General features: G+C 56.7%; 16 protein-coding genes. 10 read left to right on the top strand and 6 right to left on the bottom strand.

Translation table 11 applies throughout. The features are described from left to right. Positions 1-272: 272 nt before the first annotated feature. The 5 genes from mnmE to rpmH form a co-directional block, all read right to left on the bottom strand. A complete protein-coding gene (gene mnmE / locus AC6I8D_RS00320) occupies positions 273-1,637 on the bottom strand; it encodes a tRNA uridine-5-carboxymethylaminomethyl(34) synthesis GTPase MnmE (protein WP_312054869.1) in 1,365 nt (454 codons plus the stop codon). Positions 1,638-1,728: 91 nt separating this feature from the next. Next, complete coding sequence (gene yidC, locus AC6I8D_RS00315; RefSeq protein WP_312054871.1) at positions 1,729-3,375, bottom strand: membrane protein insertase YidC; 1,647 nt, start codon at positions 3,373-3,375, stop codon at positions 1,729-1,731. Between the two features lie 2 nt (positions 3,376-3,377). Continuing rightward, positions 3,378-3,635: a membrane protein insertion efficiency factor YidD gene (yidD, locus tag AC6I8D_RS00310; RefSeq protein ID WP_072051038.1), complete on the bottom strand. Its 258-nt coding sequence runs from the start codon at positions 3,633-3,635 to the stop codon at positions 3,378-3,380. Further along, a complete protein-coding gene (gene rnpA, locus AC6I8D_RS00305) occupies positions 3,599-3,958 on the bottom strand; it encodes a ribonuclease P protein component (RefSeq protein ID WP_312054873.1) in 360 nt (119 codons plus the stop codon). The genes yidD and rnpA overlap by 37 nt, the downstream gene beginning before the upstream one ends. Before the next feature lie 14 nt (positions 3,959-3,972). Beyond that, complete coding sequence (rpmH, locus tag AC6I8D_RS00300) at positions 3,973-4,113, bottom strand: 50S ribosomal protein L34 (RefSeq protein ID WP_003849659.1); 141 nt, start codon at positions 4,111-4,113, stop codon at positions 3,973-3,975. Positions 4,114-4,709: 596 nt separating this feature from the next. On the opposite strand from rpmH, the gene dnaA reads away from it, so the two are divergent. The 9 genes from dnaA to AC6I8D_RS00255 all read left to right on the top strand — a co-directional run bounded on the left by dnaA (position 4,710) and on the right by AC6I8D_RS00255 (position 16,341). After that, positions 4,710-6,122: a chromosomal replication initiator protein DnaA gene (gene dnaA / locus AC6I8D_RS00295; protein WP_312054875.1), complete on the top strand. Its 1,413-nt coding sequence runs from the start codon at positions 4,710-4,712 to the stop codon at positions 6,120-6,122. Positions 6,123-6,126: 4 nt separating this feature from the next. After that, the gene (dnaN, locus tag AC6I8D_RS00290) at positions 6,127-7,227 is read left to right on the top strand and encodes a DNA polymerase III subunit beta (RefSeq protein WP_497819500.1); all 1,101 of its coding nucleotides are present in this window, start codon (positions 6,127-6,129) and stop codon (positions 7,225-7,227) included. 314 nt (positions 7,228-7,541) lie between these two features. Beyond that, positions 7,542-8,627 (top strand): DNA replication/repair protein RecF, encoded by a 1,086-nt coding sequence (gene recF, locus AC6I8D_RS00285; RefSeq protein ID WP_497819499.1) that lies wholly within the window; start codon positions 7,542-7,544, stop codon positions 8,625-8,627. A gap of 18 nt (positions 8,628-8,645) precedes the next feature. Then, the gene (gene gyrB / locus AC6I8D_RS00280) at positions 8,646-11,054 is read left to right on the top strand and encodes a DNA topoisomerase (ATP-hydrolyzing) subunit B (protein WP_312054881.1); all 2,409 of its coding nucleotides are present in this window, start codon (positions 8,646-8,648) and stop codon (positions 11,052-11,054) included. 197 nt (positions 11,055-11,251) lie between these two features. Then, positions 11,252-11,731: a NanQ anomerase/TabA/YiaL family protein gene (locus AC6I8D_RS00275; protein ID WP_312054883.1), complete on the top strand. Its 480-nt coding sequence runs from the start codon at positions 11,252-11,254 to the stop codon at positions 11,729-11,731. A gap of 100 nt (positions 11,732-11,831) precedes the next feature. Further along, positions 11,832-12,641 carry a sugar-phosphatase gene (gene yidA / locus AC6I8D_RS00270; protein WP_312054885.1) on the top strand — a complete coding sequence of 270 codons (810 nt, stop codon included), beginning with the start codon at positions 11,832-11,834 and terminating at the stop codon, positions 12,639-12,641. A gap of 130 nt (positions 12,642-12,771) precedes the next feature. After that, entirely contained in the window at positions 12,772-13,470 is a 699-nt protein-coding gene (locus AC6I8D_RS00265) for a FadR/GntR family transcriptional regulator (RefSeq protein WP_312759181.1), read from the top strand. Between the two features lie 238 nt (positions 13,471-13,708). After that, positions 13,709-15,031 (top strand): MFS transporter, encoded by a 1,323-nt coding sequence (locus AC6I8D_RS00260; protein ID WP_497819498.1) that lies wholly within the window; start codon positions 13,709-13,711, stop codon positions 15,029-15,031. 47 nt (positions 15,032-15,078) lie between these two features. Next, positions 15,079-16,341: a YidR family protein gene (locus AC6I8D_RS00255; protein ID WP_497819497.1), complete on the top strand. Its 1,263-nt coding sequence runs from the start codon at positions 15,079-15,081 to the stop codon at positions 16,339-16,341. Here the strand turns inward: AC6I8D_RS00255 and AC6I8D_RS00250 are convergent. Then, positions 16,313-16,684, bottom strand: a complete 372-nt coding sequence (locus AC6I8D_RS00250; RefSeq protein ID WP_497819496.1) for a YceK/YidQ family lipoprotein — start codon at positions 16,682-16,684, stop codon at positions 16,313-16,315. The genes AC6I8D_RS00255 and AC6I8D_RS00250 overlap by 29 nt on opposite strands. 290 nt (positions 16,685-16,974) lie before the next feature. Here AC6I8D_RS00250 and ibpA point away from each other — a divergent pair, with 290 nt between their 5' ends. Beyond that, complete coding sequence (ibpA, locus tag AC6I8D_RS00245; RefSeq protein WP_046289498.1) at positions 16,975-17,391, top strand: small heat shock chaperone IbpA; 417 nt, start codon at positions 16,975-16,977, stop codon at positions 17,389-17,391. The last annotated feature ends 4 nt before the right edge of the window (positions 17,392-17,395 follow it).

The following is a 17,395-nucleotide window of genomic DNA, read 5'->3' as shown; positions in this document are numbered from 1 at the left end:
AAAAATTTCGCCTAAGGGTGACCACGAATAGGGGTTCGCTGCCGGCGCGATGCAGCGACGGCGCAGATAATGGCGTATATCAGAGCGAATAAATCGCCGCCATCCGTCGTCGATCATCAGGTCGGTGCTTTGACCGTTATACTGCAATGCCGGCCCGCCGCAAAATAACATATCAGCAAGAATCAGCGCAGGAGCGCCGTAAAGTGGAAGCATGAAAGCGGGAAGAGGAGCCGGTCTGACAAGGACGAACTATCGGACCGGCAAAAGCGAGGTTATTTACCGATACAGAAGCTGGAGAAGATGCGGCCCAGCAGATCGTCCGAGGTGAACTCGCCGGTAATCTCGCTCAGCGCCTGCTGAGCCAGGCGAAGTTCTTCTGCCAGTAATTCACCGGCCCAGGCACCCAGCAGCTGCGCTTTGCCCTGCAGCAGGTGCGTCGCCGCTAACTCCAGCGCCTGCAGATGACGACGGCGCGCCAGGAATCCGCCTTCCATATTGCCGGCAAACCCCATGCTCTGCTTCAGGTGATCGCGCAGTGCATCAACCCCGGTGCTGGTGCGAGCCGACAGCCGAATCACTGCGTGGCCATTGACCTCGGTCAGGCCGGGCTGTTCACCGGTGACGTCGGCTTTATTGCGCACCACGGTAATCGGCAGTTCAGGCGGCAGCCGCGAGACAAAGTCGGGCCAGATGGCCGCGGCTTCGGTCGCATCAGTGGTGGTGCCATCGACCATAAACAGCACCCGATCAGCCTGCTCGATCTCCTGCCAGGCGCGCTCAATACCGATGCGCTCGACTTCATCGCTGGCCTCACGCAAACCGGCGGTATCGATGATATGCAGCGGCATGCCATCAATATGAATATGTTCACGCAATACGTCGCGCGTGGTGCCGGCAATGTCGGTGACAATCGCCGCGTCACGACCCGCCAGCGCATTCAGCAGGCTCGATTTGCCCGCGTTAGGCCGACCCGCAATCACCACCTTCATCCCTTCACGCAGCAGGCTGCCCTGGCGCGCCTCCGCCCGTACGCCATCGAGATCGGCGATCACCGCATTCAGCTGCGCTTCGATTTTGCCGTCAGAGAGGAAGTCGATCTCCTCATCCGGGAAGTCGATGGCTGCTTCAACGTAGATGCGCAGATGAGTCAGGGCTTCCACCAGTTGATTGACGCGGGTGGAGAATACCCCCTGCAGCGAATTGACCGCAGAACGGGCCGCCTGTTCTGAACTGGCATCGATCAGATCGGCTATCGCCTCGGCCTGCGCCAGGTCGAGCTTATCGTTGAGAAACGCGCGCTCTGAAAACTCACCCGGCTGGGCGATGCGTACGCCGGGCAGCGCCACGATGCGTTTCAGCAGCAGATCAAGGATCACCGGACCGCCGTGGCCCTGCAGCTCCAGCACATCTTCACCGGTAAACGAGTTAGGCCCCGGAAACCACAGCGCAATGCCCTGATCCAGTACGCTGCCGTCAGCATCGGTAAACGGCAGATAGTCGGCATAACGCGGCTTAGGCAGTTTGCCCAGCAGCTGCTGCGCCACCTCGGCTGCACGGGCACCGGAGATGCGCAAAATACCTACGCCGCCGCGTCCGGGCGGCGTAGCCTGGGCAACAATGGTATCGCTGTGGCTCATAAATTCTCTCTCGCTACAAAAAACAAAGGCGGTCGCTTTGACCGCCTGAGGATAGACCGTTTAGGGCGGGATCGCTCCCGCTTTACATCGCTTAGGCTTTCTTCTTGTCGCGGCTATGCAGACCACGTTTTTCCAGGCCGCGATAAATCAGCTGCTGCTGGAGAATGGTCACCAGGTTGCTGACGATGTAGTACAGCACCAGACCTGACGGGAACCACAGGAAGAACACGGTGAAAATCACCGGCATGTAGGTCATGATCTTCTGCTGCATCGGATCGGTCACGGTGGTCGGTGACATCTTCTGAATGAAGAACATGGTGATGCCCATCAGAATCGGCAGGATGTAGTACGGGTCCTGCGCGGACAGGTCATGGATCCACAGCACAAACGGCGCGTGACGCAGTTCAACAGAACCTGACAGCATGTAATACAGCGCCAGGAAGATAGGCATCTGGATCACCAGCGGCAGACAGCCACCCAGCGGATTGACCTTCTCTGCTTTATACAGCGCCATCATTTCCTGGCTCTGCTTCTGCTTGTCATCACCCAGACGTTCACGCATCGCCTGAATCTTCGGCTGCAGCATGCGCATCTTCGCCATCGAGGTGTACTGCGCTTTAGTCAGCGGGTACATGATGCCACGCACGATGAAGGTGATCACGATAATGGAGAAGCCCCAGTTACCGATGAAGCTGTGGATAAATTTCAGCAGCTTGAACAGCGGCTGAGAGATAAACCACAACCAGCCGTAATCGACGGTCAGATCAAGGTGCGGCGCAATGGCTGCCATCTTGTCCTGAATTTCCGGACCGACCCACAGGGTTGCACCAAGGTTCTGCTGTGCGCCTGCGGCAATAGTTACCGGGGCAGATTTGTAGCCAATCGCCGCCACGCCATTACCCAGGTTGCTGGTGTAAAGGGTGTTGGTGCCATCGGTACGCGGAACCCATGCGGTGGCGAAGTACTGCTGCAGCATCGCCACCCAGCCGTTGCTGGTGGTGGTGCTCAGGTTTTCGTTATCCGCGATAGTGTCGAATTTGTACTTCTCATATTTCGAATCGCTGGTGGAGTACGCCGCGCCACGGAAGGTATGCAGTGCAAAGTTGTTGCTGCCGGTATCACGGTGCTTCGGCAGATCAATGGTCTGCTTCAGCTGGCCAAACAGCGACACTTCCAGCGGCTGCTGAGTGGTGTTGTTGACATGATAATCGACGTTAACCGCATATTCGCCACGCTTGAAGACGAAGGTTTTGGTGTAAACCACGCCGTTTTCAGCGGTATAGGTCATCGGCACACGCAGCTCGGACTGGCCTTCCGCCATTTCGAAGTGATCCTGCGTGGTGGTGAACAAAGGACGCGCGCCGTTGTTCGGGTTGTCCGGGCCATTACGACCGGTCAAACCACTCTGTGCCTGATAAAGGAACGATGGCGTCGTTTCAAGCAGCTGGAACGGCTGGTCGGAACCCAGTTTGTCCGGGAAAGTCAGCAGCTGTGCTTGTTCAACATCACCGCCGCGGGTGTTGATATTTAATGACAGGACATCAGTCTTAACGGTGATCGTCTGGCCCTGACCGCTGGCCGGTACACCCTGACTGGCGGCATCACCCGCTACGCTGTTAGTGTTTTGTGTGGTCTGCGTCTGCTGTGGCTGCGGAGCGTGGTCCGTCTGCCAGGCTTGCCAGATCATAAAAGACACGAACAGAAAAGCGATGAGAAAGAGATTGCGTTGCGAATCCATCGTTAATGTTCTCTGGTATCAAAGGTTTTTGGCGGCACAGGATCGTCACCACCCGGGTTCAAAGGGTGGCATTTTAATACGCGTTTTAACGTCAACCAACTGCCTTTTATCACCCCAAACCTGCGTAACGCCTCAATTCCGTATTGAGAGCAGGTCGGATGAAACCGACAGTGTGGGCCCAGTAATGGACTGATGCCGCGTTGATAGACGCGTATCAGGACGATCAGGAGCCGCGCGCCAGGCGACAGTGACGACGCCATAATTTCTCCAACGCTTCCGCCAGCATACGGTTATCCAGATCGGCAACCCCTTTCTTCGCCACCACCACGAAGTCCATCGGCGGCAGTTCATGTTGACGCAGACGAAAGCTTTCGCGGGTCAATCGCTTGATCCGGTTACGTTCGTGGGCGCGTTTCACATGTTTTTTAGCGACGGTGAGACCGATGCGGGGATGCCCCAGCGCGTTAAGGCGGCCGAGAATAGTAATTTGCGGCGTGCCAGCCCGTTGTGGCTGCTGGAAGACGAAAGTGAAATGAGTGGGAGTTAACAAGCGTAACTCCCTGGGAAATGCGAGCTTACCCATCAGGGCTAGCTTTATTACTTAGAAACGGTCAGACGAGAACGGCCTTTAGCACGACGACGTGCCAGAACCTGACGACCATTTTTTGTAGCCATACGAGCACGGAAACCGTGTGAACGGTTGCGCTTCAGTACGGACGGTTGAAAAGTGCGTTTCATGGCGGTTTCTACCTAAACTTGAAAATTTTCACTGGGTGACGCGTTTCGGGCCAATAAATCGACCGACGCCTCAATGTGTCTTTAATAAAGAGGCGGGATTGTAATAATTGTACAGTCCCGAGTCAATTTACTTCGCGTGTCGCAGTACCTGGAAACACGGATACAGCCCGCTGAGTCCGGGCATTGGGCTTAACGCGACAACGCCGGGTGACGAATTATACGGGCTCCCGGTTAAAGCGCAAGGATCGCGCCGGATCTTATTGCGATCAAATTAGCGGATCGTGGGGATAAAACGAGAAGTCACCCGAAAATCTGACGCATTCAGCCAGATTCCTGCTGGTTTTTCCCGCAACTGGCGTAAACTTCTCTGCGCGCCTTTCGCCTGTGGATAAAAAGGATCAAAACTGTGTAGAAAGGGAAGATCTCTGTCTCGCTTTGCGCTATGATCCGCCCTTCCGCTGACGATCCTCCGGTGATTGCAGGACGGAAAACCGCTGATAGCGGTCGCAGGCGCTTTCTTACGTCTGTGTCAAAAATGAACGTTTCTTAGAGTAACGCCTACTATTCTTATCGAATTTGTACGAGTGGAGTCCGCCGTGTCACTTACGCTTTGGCAACAGTGTCTTGCCCGTTTGCAGGATGAGCTTCCTGCCACCGAATTCAGCATGTGGATTCGTCCACTACAGGCTGAGTTAAACGACAATACGCTTGCCTTGTATGCTCCAAATCGCTTCGTACTCGACTGGGTTCGGGACAAATACCTCAATAGCATTAACGCATTACTGAATGAATTCTGCGGTCCGAACGTACCGTTATTGCGTTTTGAAGTGGGTACACGCCCGGTTCAGCAAGCAGCCGCCGTCAGCCAGCCGGTGATGGCCAGCGTCAGCGCGCCTGCTATCCCGGTACAGAGCCACATCCGTCCGGCCCCGACGCAGATCATGCGTCCAAGCTGGGATAACGTGCCGGCACCGGCTGACGTGACCTACCGTTCGAATGTGAATAACCGCCATAACTTCGATAACTTCGTCGAAGGTAAATCTAACCAGCTGGCGCGCGCGGCGGCACGCCAGGTGGCAGATAATCCGGGCGGCGCCTACAACCCGCTGTTTCTGTATGGTGGCACCGGCCTGGGGAAAACCCACCTGCTGCACGCGGTAGGCAACGGCATTATTGCGCGTAAACCCAATGCTAAAGTGGTTTACATGCACTCCGAGCGCTTCGTCCAGGACATGGTTAAGGCGTTGCAGAACAATGCGATCGAAGAATTTAAGCGCTACTACCGTTCGGTCGATGCGCTGTTGATCGATGATATTCAGTTCTTCGCCAATAAAGAGCGTTCGCAGGAAGAGTTCTTCCACACCTTTAACGCCTTATTAGAAGGCAATCAGCAGATCATCCTGACCTCGGATCGTTATCCAAAAGAGATCAACGGGGTGGAAGATCGTCTGAAGTCGCGTTTTGGCTGGGGATTAACGGTAGCGATCGAGCCGCCTGAACTGGAAACGCGCGTGGCGATCCTGATGAAAAAGGCCGACGAGAATGATATTCGTCTGCCGGGTGAAGTCGCCTTCTTTATTGCCAAGCGTTTACGCTCTAACGTCCGTGAGCTGGAAGGCGCGCTGAATCGCGTGATCGCCAACGCCAATTTTACCGGCCGGGCGATCACCATCGACTTCGTGCGCGAAGCGCTGCGCGATCTGCTGGCGCTGCAGGAAAAGCTGGTCACCATTGATAATATTCAGAAGACCGTGGCTGAGTACTACAAAATTAAGGTCGCGGATCTGCTGTCCAAACGCCGTTCGCGTTCGGTAGCCCGTCCGCGCCAGATGGCGATGGCGATGGCAAAAGAGCTGACTAACCATAGCTTGCCAGAAATCGGCGATGCCTTTGGCGGACGCGACCACACGACGGTGCTTCACGCCTGCCGCAAGATTGAGCAGCTGCGTGAAGAGAGCCACGATATCAAAGAAGATTTCTCTAATCTCATCAGAACATTATCTTCCTGACGCTATGAAATTTATTGTTGAACGTGAGCAGTTACTGAAGCCGCTGCAACAGGTGAGCGGCCCGCTAGGGGGTCGCCCGACGCTGCCGATTCTTGGAAACCTGCTGTTGCAGGTGACAGAAGGTACGCTGTTGCTGACCGGTACCGATTTAGAAATGGAAATGGTGGCGCGCGTTGCCCTGACCCAGGCTCATGAGCCTGGCGCAACCACCGTGCCGGCGCGGAAATTCCTCGATATCTGTCGCGGATTGCCGGAAGGCGCGGAGATCACGCTGTCACTGGAAAGCGATCGCATGTTAGTGCGTTCAGGCCGCAGCCGCTTCTCGCTGTCGACCCTGCCCGCCAGCGACTTCCCGAATCTCGATGACTGGCAGAGTGAGGTTGAATTCACCCTGCCGCAGGCGACGCTGAAACGGCTGATCGAAGCGACCCAGTTCTCAATGGCGCATCAGGATGTTCGCTACTACCTCAACGGGATGATGTTTGAAACCGAAGGGGAAGAGTTACGCACCGTGGCGACCGACGGTCACCGTCTGGCGGTCTGTTCAATGCCGATCGGTCAGGCGCTGCCGAGCCATTCGGTGATTGTGCCGCGTAAAGGGGTAATTGAGCTGCTGCGGCTGCTGGATGGCGGCGATAACCCGCTGCAGGTGCAAATCGGCGGCAGTAATATCCGCGCGCACGTCGGCGACTTTATCTTTACGTCGAAGCTGGTTGATGGTCGTTTCCCTGACTATCGTCGCGTATTGCCGAAGAACCCTGATAAAGCGCTGGAAGCCGGCTGCGATCTGTTAAAGCAGGCCTTTGCCCGCGCAGCGATCCTCTCGAATGAAAAGTTTCGCGGCGTTCGCCTCTATATCACCGAAAATCAGCTGAAAATCACCGCCAATAACCCTGAACAGGAAGAAGCGGAAGAGATGCTGGATGTCAGCTACAACGGCACCGAACTGGAGATCGGCTTTAACGTCAGTTACGTGCTGGATGTGCTGAACGCGCTGAAGTGTGAAAATGTCCGTCTGCTGCTGACCGACTCGGTGTCGAGCGTACAGATTGAAGATGTGGCGAGTCCGGCAGCAGCCTACGTCGTGATGCCTATGCGCTTGTAGAATATATCGGCCTGGCTTACTTGCCATTCTGATTCCGGGCAGTGCTCGCCCCTGGTCACATACTTCAGTATGCTGCCAGGGCCTGCGCGCTTCTTGTAGAATATATCGGCCTGGTTTACTTGCTACGTTGTGCCCCGGCAGTGCTCGCCATCCTCACGTACTTCAGTACGCTCCGGTGGCTGTGCGCTGGCGGGGCGCAACGTAGCTGCGACGCCGACGGCCTGGTGACTGAGGTATCGGGCAAACCTGCTTTGCCGTTGACGCCCTGGATCGCCAGGCCCAAAATTTTATTGCCCTTCACGCTGGATTGATTCATGGCTTTAACCCGCCTCCTTATCAAAGATTTTCGTAATATTGAGCAGGCTGACCTGCAGCTGGCACCCGGCTTTAATTTCCTGGTCGGCGCTAATGGCAGCGGTAAAACCAGCGTATTAGAGGCAATTTACACCCTGGGCCACGGTCGGGCATTTCGCAGCCTGCAGGCGGGCCGCGTGATCCGTCACGACGAGGCAGCCTTTGTGCTGCATGGCCGGCTGGAAGGCAAAGAGCGGGAGATTTCTGTCGGGCTGACCAAAAACCGCGCCGGTGACAGCAAAGTACGCATTGACGGCAGTGACGGCCACAAAGTGGCTGAGCTGGCGCAGCTGTTACCGATGCAGTTAATCACGCCGGAAGGGTTTACTTTGCTCAATGGTGGCCCCAAATACCGTAGAGCCTATGTCGACTGGGGCTGCTTTCATAATACACCCGGTTTTTTCAACGCCTGGAGCAACCTGCGTCGCCTGTTAAAACAGCGCAACGCCGCCCTGCGCCAGGTGTCACGCTACAGCCAGATTCGTCCCTGGGATCAGGAACTGGTGCCGCTGGCTGAACAGATTAGCCAGTGGCGCGCCGAATACAGCGCGGCGATTTCAGCGGAGATTACCGCGACCTGCAGCCAGTTCCTGCCCGAGTTTGATCTGCGCTTTTCATTTCAGCGCGGCTGGGACAAAGAAAGCGATTACGGCGAACTGCTGGAACGCAATTTCGAACGCGATCGCGCCCTGACCTACACCGCCAGCGGTCCGCATAAAGCCGATTTTCGAATTCGGGCTGAAGGGACGCCGGTGGAAGATTTACTCTCACGCGGGCAGTTAAAACTGCTGATGTGTGCATTGCGTCTGGCGCAGGGCGAGTTCCTGACAAGCCAGAGCGGACGCCGCTGTGTTTACCTGATTGATGACTTCGCTTCTGAACTGGATGACAGCCGTCGACGCCTGCTGGCGGAGCGGTTAAAAGCCACCCAGGCACAGGTGTTTGTCAGCGCGATTTCTGCCGAGCATGTAATCGACATGACCGACGAAAAGGGCAAGATGTTCCGCGTGGAACAGGGTAAAATAGCGGTTCAACCTGAAGATTAAAATGAGCGAGAAACGTTGATGTCGAATTCTTATGACTCCTCAAGTATCAAAGTCCTGAAGGGACTTGATGCGGTACGCAAACGCCCGGGCATGTATATCGGCGATACCGATGACGGTACCGGTCTGCATCACATGGTATTCGAGGTCGTGGATAACGCAATCGACGAAGCGCTCGCTGGTCACTGTAGTGACATCGTGGTCACCATTCATGCGGATAACTCCGTTTCGGTGCAGGATGATGGGCGCGGCATTCCAACCGGCATTCACGAAGAAGAGGGCGTTTCCGCTGCTGAAGTGATCATGACCGTGCTGCATGCCGGCGGTAAGTTCGACGATAACTCGTATAAAGTCTCCGGCGGTCTGCATGGCGTTGGTGTCTCGGTGGTTAACGCCCTGTCACAGAAGCTGGAGCTGACCATTCGTCGCGAAGGCAAAGTGCACCAGCAGGTCTACGTCCATGGCGTGCCACAGGCACCGCTGTCGGTGACCGGCGAGACCGATTTGACCGGTACTCGCGTGCGCTTCTGGCCAAGCCACGAAACCTTTACCAACGTGCGCGATTTTGAGTATGACATTCTGGCGAAACGCCTGCGTGAACTGTCGTTCCTCAACTCAGGCGTATCGATTCGTCTGGAAGATAAGCGTGACGGCAAGTCTGATCACTTCCACTACGAAGGCGGCATCCGGGCATTCGTTGAGTATCTCAACAAAAACAAAACCCCGATTCACCCAACCGTGTTCTATTTCTCTACCGAGAAAGATGGCATCGGTGTGGAAGTGGCGCTGCAGTGGAACGATGGCTTCCAGGAAAACATCTACTGCTTCACCAACAACATCCCACAGCGTGACGGCGGTACCCACCTTGCAGGTTTCCGTGCGGCGATGACCCGTACCCTGAATGCCTACATGGATAAAGAGGGTTACAGCAAGAAAGCCAAAGTCAGCGCCACCGGTGACGATGCGCGTGAAGGTCTGATCGCAGTGGTTTCGGTGAAAGTGCCGGATCCAAAATTCTCTTCACAGACCAAAGACAAACTGGTTTCGTCTGAAGTGAAGTCGGCGGTTGAGCAGCAGATGAACGAACTGCTGGCGGAATACCTGCTGGAAAATCCGGGCGACGCAAAAATCGTGGTCGGCAAAATCATCGACGCAGCGCGCGCCCGTGAAGCCGCACGTCGTGCCCGTGAAATGACCCGTCGTAAAGGCGCGCTGGACCTGGCGGGTCTGCCAGGCAAACTGGCGGATTGCCAGGAGCGCGACCCGGCGCTGTCTGAAATCTACCTGGTGGAGGGTGACTCCGCTGGCGGTTCGGCCAAACAGGGCCGTAACCGTAAGAATCAGGCGATTCTGCCGCTGAAAGGTAAGATCCTTAACGTTGAGAAAGCGCGCTTCGACAAAATGCTCGCTTCGCAGGAAGTGGCCACGCTGATCACCGCGCTCGGCTGCGGCATTGGTCGCGACGAGTACAACCCGGACAAGCTGCGCTATCACAGCATCATCATCATGACCGATGCCGACGTTGATGGTTCGCACATCCGTACGCTGCTGCTGACCTTCTTCTATCGTCAGATGCCGGAAATTATTGAGCGCGGCCACGTCTATATCGCGCAGCCGCCGCTGTATAAAGTGAAGAAAGGCAAGCAGGAGCAGTACATCAAGGATGACGACGCGATGGATCAATACCAGATCGCTATCGCACTTGATGGTGCCACCCTGCACACCAATGCCAGCGCCCCGGCCCTGGCCGGTGAGCCGCTGGAGACGCTGGTCTCTGACTTCAACAGCACTCAGAAGATGATCAAGCGTATGGAGCGCCGTTATCCGGTTGCCCTGCTGCGCGCGCTGATTTATCACGACACGCTGAGCGATCTGAGCAATGAAGCAGAAGTGACCCGCTGGCTGAACAGCCTGGTGAGCTATCTCACCGAGCGCGAAGCGCACGGTAGCACCTACCTGGCGCAGGTGCGTGAAAACCGCGAGCTGAACCTGTTCGAACCGGTGCTGCGCGTCCGTACCCACGGTGTCGATACTGATTATCCGCTGGAAGCCGATTTCATTCAGGGTCCTGAGTACCGCAAAATCTGCGGCCTCGGCGACAAGCTGCGTGGCCTGCTGGAAGAGGATGCTTACATTGAACGTGGCGAGCGTCGTCAACCGGTGGCCAGCTTCGAGCAGGCGATTGAGTGGCTGGTGAAAGAGTCGCGTCGCGGCCTCTCGGTACAGCGCTACAAAGGTCTGGGCGAGATGAACCCGGAACAGCTGTGGGAAACCACCATGGATCCGGATAGCCGTCGTATGCTGCGCGTTACCATTAAAGATGCGATTGGCGCTGACCAGCTATTTACTACCCTGATGGGCGATGCGGTTGAACCGCGCCGTGCCTTCATCGAAGAGAATGCGCTGAAAGCGGCCAATATCGATATCTAATCGGCTGCTGACGTCACAGGCCATCACGCAAGTGATGGCCTTTTTTTTGCCCTGGGCAACCTGAAATCGTCCATCGACTGCACCACGTTGCCTGCAGGCTGCGATCGCGATCACTTTTTAGCGGCTGGCCCTCCCTTACTCTTGCCTCTCTTCGCGCCTTTGCGGCGCACTATGCTGTTCAGACAGGGAGTTACACCATGATTATTTGCGATCGTCTCGACTGGGCCACAGAACGTCACGCCTTTCATCCGATAATCGACCAGGCGATAAGCTGGATTGCTGAGACAGATTTCAGCCAGCTTGAAAGCGGGAAATACCCGATCCTCGCGGACGACAAAATGTTCTGTCTGGTGCAGGAGATGATGACCGAACCGGCCAGCGTCCGTCGGGCCGAATCCCACGTCAGCTACATCGACATCCAGTACCTGCTGGCTGGCGTAGAGAATATTGGCGTGGCCCGCTCGCACCCGGAGCATGTGGTGACCGAAGATTTTATCCAGCAACGCGACGTGGTTTTTTATCAGCAGACGATAAACGAGTCGATGATCACCCTGACGCCCGGCATGTTTGCGCTGTTCTTCCCGCATGACGTTCATCGTCCCTGCTGTGCGCCCGCCGAACCGGCGCTGATTCGAAAAGCCGTGATTAAAATCCACCGCGATCTGTTTACCGGCTGAGGTCCGGGCATCAGCTATTTGTCATCGCTTGCCGCTAAACTGGTCAATGTGAGCTGAATCGCGCTAGCATTGAACAAAACCCAGACGCAACGAGGACCCTATGGCTATTAAATTGATCGCTATCGATATGGATGGCACCCTGCTTAATCCGCAACATGAAATCACGCCGGGCGTGAAATCCGCCCTGGATCGCGCCCGCCAGCAAGGGGTCTCGATTGTGCTGACCACCGGCCGGCCGTTTGTCGGTATCCAGCGCTACCTGATGGAGCTGGATATGCAGACGCCCGGTCAGTACGCGATCAGCAACAACGGTGCGCTGGTCCATCAGGCTGAAGATGGCGAATGCGTAGCGGAAGTGACGCTGACCTTTGACGACTACCTCTACATTGAGCAGCTGGCGCGTGAGCTGGGCGTGCATTTCCAGGCGTTCGACAAGTCCCATCTCTATACACCGAATAAAGACATCAGTGAATACACCATTCATGAAGCCAGCCTGACCGGGATTCCGGTACGCTACCGCGCCGTTGACGAGATGGATCGTGCCACCCGCTTTCCGAAACTGATGATGATCGACCGGCCTGCCCTGCTGGACGCGGCGATTGCCCGTCTGCCCGAACAGGCGCACCAGCGTTACACCATTCTGAAGAGTGCGCCTTACTATCTCGAAATTCTCGATCGTCGGGTCAATAAGGGCCAGGGCGTCAAAATGCTGGCTGAGAAGCTCGGCCTGAAGCAGGAAGAAGTGATGGCGATTGGCGATCAGGAAAACGATCTGGCGATGATTGAGTATGCCGGCACCGGGGTAGCGATGGGTAATGCCATTGATTCTGTTAAGAAAATCGCCCAGTTCGTGACCAAAACCAATATGGAAGATGGCGTGGCGCACGCGATTGAAGAGCTGGTGCTGTAACCGTCTGTTTTCCTGCTGGCAGGCTGCAGCGTAACAGATTGTCTGTTTTGTGATCGGCATTGTAGTGCCACTTTACCAGGTGGTACTACAATTTTTGCTCAGGCATTGGCCGGACACAGGAACACAGACAGTGGAAAAGCAGGACGTCAGCAAAACCGATCGGATTCTTTTGACGCTGGGCGAAGAGATTGTCTCTGGCCAGTTTGCGGCGGGCCAGCCGTTACCCGCCGAGGTGGACCTGTGCGAACGGTTCGCCACCTCGCGTAATATCATCCGCGAAGTTTATCGCTCGCTGACCGCGAAACGCCTGATTGAAATTAAGCGTTATCGGGGCGCCTTCATCACCCCACATCAGCACTGGAACTTCCTCGACAGCGACGTTCTGCAATGGTCGTTAAAGCATAATCACGATCCGAAGCTTATCGCCGCGATGAACGACGTGCGGGTGCTGGTCGAGCCACAGCTGGCGCGCTGGTCAGCCGAACGCGCCAGCGCCCAGGATCTAGCCGCTATCGAGCAGGCGCTCAACGAGATGATCGCCCGGCGTGACGATCGGGACGCCTTTAACGAAGCGGATATGCGCTACCACGAGGCGCTGCTGGCTTCGGTTCACAATCCGATTCTGCAACAGCTCAGTATCGCGCTGGTTCAGCTCCAGAAAGCAGTTTTTGCCCGCACCTACCGCGCCGATCGCGACAACATGCCGCAAACCCTGCGTGAACATCAGAACCTGTTTGATGCCATTCGCCATCAGGATAGTGACGCCGCAGAGGCGGCGGCTCGCGCCATGATTGCCAGCTCAACTCAACGCCTGAAGGAGGTCGAGTGAGCCTCCGTATCGCTCCCGACTGGGGCCCGGCCAACCTGCGCGCCTGCGACGACCGCGACCCCGTCGTGGTTAAGAGCCGACACTCAGAGGCGGGTGTCACCCGCTTAAACGGCCGCAGCCACCAGCAGGTGTTTGATGAGCTCTGGCAGTACCCGCTTCACCCGATAATAAGAAACACTCGCCAGCTCCCGCGCGATGCGGGATCCGGGTTCGCTATACCCTACGAGAGGATCTCCCGATGAGTGAACATCTGCATCTCAGTACCGTGAAAAAAATGAACCGGCGCATTATGCCGTTCATCATGCTACTCTACCTGATTGCCTATATCGATCGCGCCAATATCTCCGTCGCCGCGCTACAGATGAATGCCGATCTGGCGATGACCGCCGAGATGTACGGCATCGCCGCCGGCATTTTTTACGTCACCTACATCATCTTCGAAGTGCCGAGTAACGTCCTGCTGACGCGGGTCGGCGCACGGCGCTGGATCGCCCGCATCATGGTGAGCTGGGGGATCATTGCCGCCGGCATGAGCCTGGTCCAGACGCCCACCCAGCTTTATGTGATGCGCTTTCTGCTCGGGGCGGCAGAGGCCGGGTTTACGCCCGGCATTATCTTCTACCTCTCCTGCTGGTATCCGCGTAGCGATCGCGCCCGTGCCATGTCGATGTTCTATATCGGCGCGGCGCTGGCATCGGTGATTGGCCTGCCGCTCTCCGGCAGCCTGCTGAACATGCACGGCATGTTAGGTGTCGAGGGCTGGCGCTGGCTGTTCCTGCTGGAAGGTATTCCCGCTTTCTTCCTCGGCATCGTCACCTGGTTTTATCTTGATGATTCACCGGCCAACGCGCGCTGGCTCTCCGGCGAGCAGCGTAGCTGGCTGCAGCAGACCATTGAACGTGACGAGAAGCATTCCGCCATTCACCATCATAACTGGCGGGTGGCGCTGAAAAGCGGTCGCGTCTGGGCGCTCAGCCTGCTGTGGCTGCTGCAGGCGTTTGGTACCATCGGCGTGACGCTGTTTCTGCCGCTGATTGTCAAGGCCGTGGCGGAGGACCGCAGTAACCTGATGGTCAGCCTGCTGTCGGCGGTGCCGTTCCTGTTCGCCTGTCTGTTTATGTATTTTAATGGCCGTCATTCGGACAAAACCGGCGAGCGAGCCCGCCATCTGGGATTGCCGTTGATCGCTGCGGGCCTGCTGCTGCTGGGCGCGATGGCGGTTTCGCAACAGTGGCTGGCTTACGGTCTGTTGGTGCTGATGGTGGGCCTCAACTGGGCGATTACGCCGGTCTTCTGGGCCGTCACCACCGAAACCATCTCCGGCGTCGCCGGTGCCGCGTCGATTGCGCTGATCAACGCTGTGGCGAATATTGCCGGCCTCGGTTTTCCGCCGATCATGGGCCGCATTAAAGATGCCACCCACAGCTACAATGACGGTTTGCTGATTGTGGCGGGTGCGCTGGTGCTGGGCGGCTTACTCGGCCTGCTGCTGGGACGAAAAAAAGCCGTCGGGGATGACGGCCAGGTACGCAGTGAGGCGAAATCGAAGCTGCATCTTTAGCCGGTTTGGCGTAGCGTGTGGGGCAACATTTTTATCAGGTTGCCTCCATGCGCGAAAAACAGATCACCTTTGCTGCCCGCCAGCATCAGCTTACCAATATCAATGTCTGGACCGCCGACAGCCAGTGGCTGGCGTTTGACCTGCGTCCCTCAGGCGCATCGTTTACCAGTCAGACCATTGAGCGGGTCAATGTGGCCAGCGGCGAGGTGGAGGTGCTGTATCAGGCACGCCACGGTGCCCATGTCGGGGTGGTTACCGTCAGCCCCGATCTGCCGCCGCGCTATGTCTGTATTCACGGCCCGGAGCATCCCGACGCAAGCTGGCAGTATGACTTTCACCATCGGCGTGGCGTCATTATTCAGAACGGCGAGGCGAGCAATCTCGATGCCTGCGATATCACTCCGCCCTTTACGCCCGGCGCGCTGCGGGGTGGTTCGCACGTGCATGTGTTCAGTGCCGACGGGTCACGCCTCAGCTTCACCTACAACGATCATGTAATGCATGAATGGGATAGCCGCCAGGACCTGCGTAACGTCGGCATCGCCGTGCCGCTGCGGGCGGTGACGCCGCAGAAGCAGCATCCACGCGAATATGACGGCAGTTATTTTTGCCTGCTGGTCAGCCGTACCCATGCGCAGCCCGTACCCGGCAGCGACCAGATTAATCGCGCTTATGAAGAGTGCTGGGTTGGCGATCGCGGCTACCAGAAACCGGACGGCAGCTGGCAGCGCTGGGCCATCGCCTTTATTGGCGATACGCTGAATGCGCAGGGTGAAAAACGGCCTGAGGTGTTTATTGTTGACCTGCCCGAGGCGCTGGAGGATTACGCCTGCGCGGGCGAGGCACCGCTGGAGGGCAATGAGCGACAGTTACCTGCACCGCCTGCTGGCGTGCAGCAGCGTCGCCTGACGGTAAGTCGCGGACTGGCGCTGCAACCACGCCACTGGCTGCGCGCTGCGCCGGACGGCAGCCAGATCGCCTTTCTGATGGCGGACCCGCAGCAGGTGATTCAGCTGTGGAGCGTGTCGCCCAACGGCGGCGAGCCGCGCCAGATCACCCGGCTGAACCACAGCATCCAGTCGGCGTTTAGCTGGCACCCTAATGGTCAGGCGATCGCTTTTATCTGCGACAACAGCGTGATGCAGTGTGAGGTCGCCAGCGGATCGTGTCAGCGGCTGACTGACCGGACAGAGCAACCGCCATCCGGTGACGCGGTGGTCTGGTCGCCTGACGGCAGCCAGATTGCTTATATGCGTGAGGTAAACGGCTGGCGGCAGCTGTTTACGGTTGCGGCGACGACGACTGCATAGTCGGCATCGGCTGGGCCTGCGCCAGATGTTCCTGGGTATGCGCCAGCTTCTCGCTTTGCAATACCCGCTCGCGCGGTGAGTCGATCGATCTGTCACTGTCGTTGCGATAATAGTCCCACGGCAGTAACAGCGTATCCAGCGCAGCGGAGAACGGCAGATCGATCAACGCCAGCGGTTTCAGTGCCCAGCTGGTGTCGTCATCGACCAGCAGATCGGCGCTGGCGCGGGTGCCAGGATAGTAGCCCTGACTGGCGCCGGTGTGTGACATGACGCTGGAGCAGCCGCTTGCCACAACGGCACAGCAGACTACACCCGCCAGCGGTAACGTTTTCATCAATTTCATTATTATCATCCCTTCAGCCCTGACAGAAGCCTGACTGAGTTGGCTTGCCAGACAACGCCATCACTCTGGGGTGAGGTCCGTACTGGTCCGGCAAAGGTAGTCCTGAGTGTATGTCATTTTCTCAATCTGGCGAAAAAAATTGCGTTTTCCCCCTTGAAAGCTGACGTCCGGCACCCATTTTTAGATTACGGACGCACTCACCGTTGCCGCAAGGGACAGTGAGGTGCCGTATAAAAACCTGTCCCGTAGTGGAAGGTTGCCAAAACTTGCTGAAACTCAGGAGTCTTAATATGCGTAATTTTGATCTCTCTCCACTTTATCGTTCTGCCATCGGCTTTGACCGCCTGTTTAACCTGCTCGAAGCGAATCAAAATCAGAGCAACGGCGGCTATCCTCCGTACAACGTCGAGCTGGTCGATGAAAACCACTATCGCATTACTATTGCCGTAGCCGGTTTTTCTCAGAGCGAACTGGAGATCACCGCCCACGATAACGTGCTGATCGTGCGGGGTGCCCACCCGGAAGAGCAGACCGAACGTAAATACCTGTATCAGGGTATCGCCGAACGTAATTTCGAGCGTAAATTCCAGCTGGCCGACCACATTGTGGTACGTGATGCCCGTCTGGAAAATGGTCTGTTAAGCATCGATCTTGAACGCCTGGTGCCGGAAGAAGCGAAACCACGCCGTATTGAGATTCTGAAATAATCAT

This window comes from Pantoea sp. X-Soil-MYKO-1785 (genome assembly GCF_059730675.1).
This window is presented reverse-complemented; position numbering and strand designations above follow the sequence as displayed.

Coding starts and splice junctions, on each gene's coding strand:
- mnmE (WP_312054869.1), bottom strand. CDS start 1,637: ATGAGCCACAGCGATACCATTGTTGCCCAGGCTACGCCGCCCGGACGC.
- yidC (WP_312054871.1), bottom strand. CDS start 3,375: ATGGATTCGCAACGCAATCTCTTTCTCATCGCTTTTCTGTTCGTGTCT.
- yidD (WP_072051038.1), bottom strand. CDS start 3,635: ATGGCGTCGTCACTGTCGCCTGGCGCGCGGCTCCTGATCGTCCTGATA.
- rnpA (WP_312054873.1), bottom strand. CDS start 3,958: ATGGGTAAGCTCGCATTTCCCAGGGAGTTACGCTTGTTAACTCCCACT.
- rpmH (WP_003849659.1), bottom strand. CDS start 4,113: ATGAAACGCACTTTTCAACCGTCCGTACTGAAGCGCAACCGTTCACAC.
- dnaN (WP_497819500.1), top strand. CDS start 6,127: ATGAAATTTATTGTTGAACGTGAGCAGTTACTGAAGCCGCTGCAACAG.
- recF (WP_497819499.1), top strand. CDS start 7,542: ATGGCTTTAACCCGCCTCCTTATCAAAGATTTTCGTAATATTGAGCAG.
- gyrB (WP_312054881.1), top strand. CDS start 8,646: ATGTCGAATTCTTATGACTCCTCAAGTATCAAAGTCCTGAAGGGACTT.
- AC6I8D_RS00275 (WP_312054883.1), top strand. CDS start 11,252: ATGATTATTTGCGATCGTCTCGACTGGGCCACAGAACGTCACGCCTTT.
- yidA (WP_312054885.1), top strand. CDS start 11,832: ATGGCTATTAAATTGATCGCTATCGATATGGATGGCACCCTGCTTAAT.
- AC6I8D_RS00260 (WP_497819498.1), top strand. CDS start 13,709: ATGAGTGAACATCTGCATCTCAGTACCGTGAAAAAAATGAACCGGCGC.
- AC6I8D_RS00255 (WP_497819497.1), top strand. CDS start 15,079: ATGCGCGAAAAACAGATCACCTTTGCTGCCCGCCAGCATCAGCTTACC.
- AC6I8D_RS00250 (WP_497819496.1), bottom strand. CDS start 16,684: ATGAAATTGATGAAAACGTTACCGCTGGCGGGTGTAGTCTGCTGTGCC.
- ibpA (WP_046289498.1), top strand. CDS start 16,975: ATGCGTAATTTTGATCTCTCTCCACTTTATCGTTCTGCCATCGGCTTT.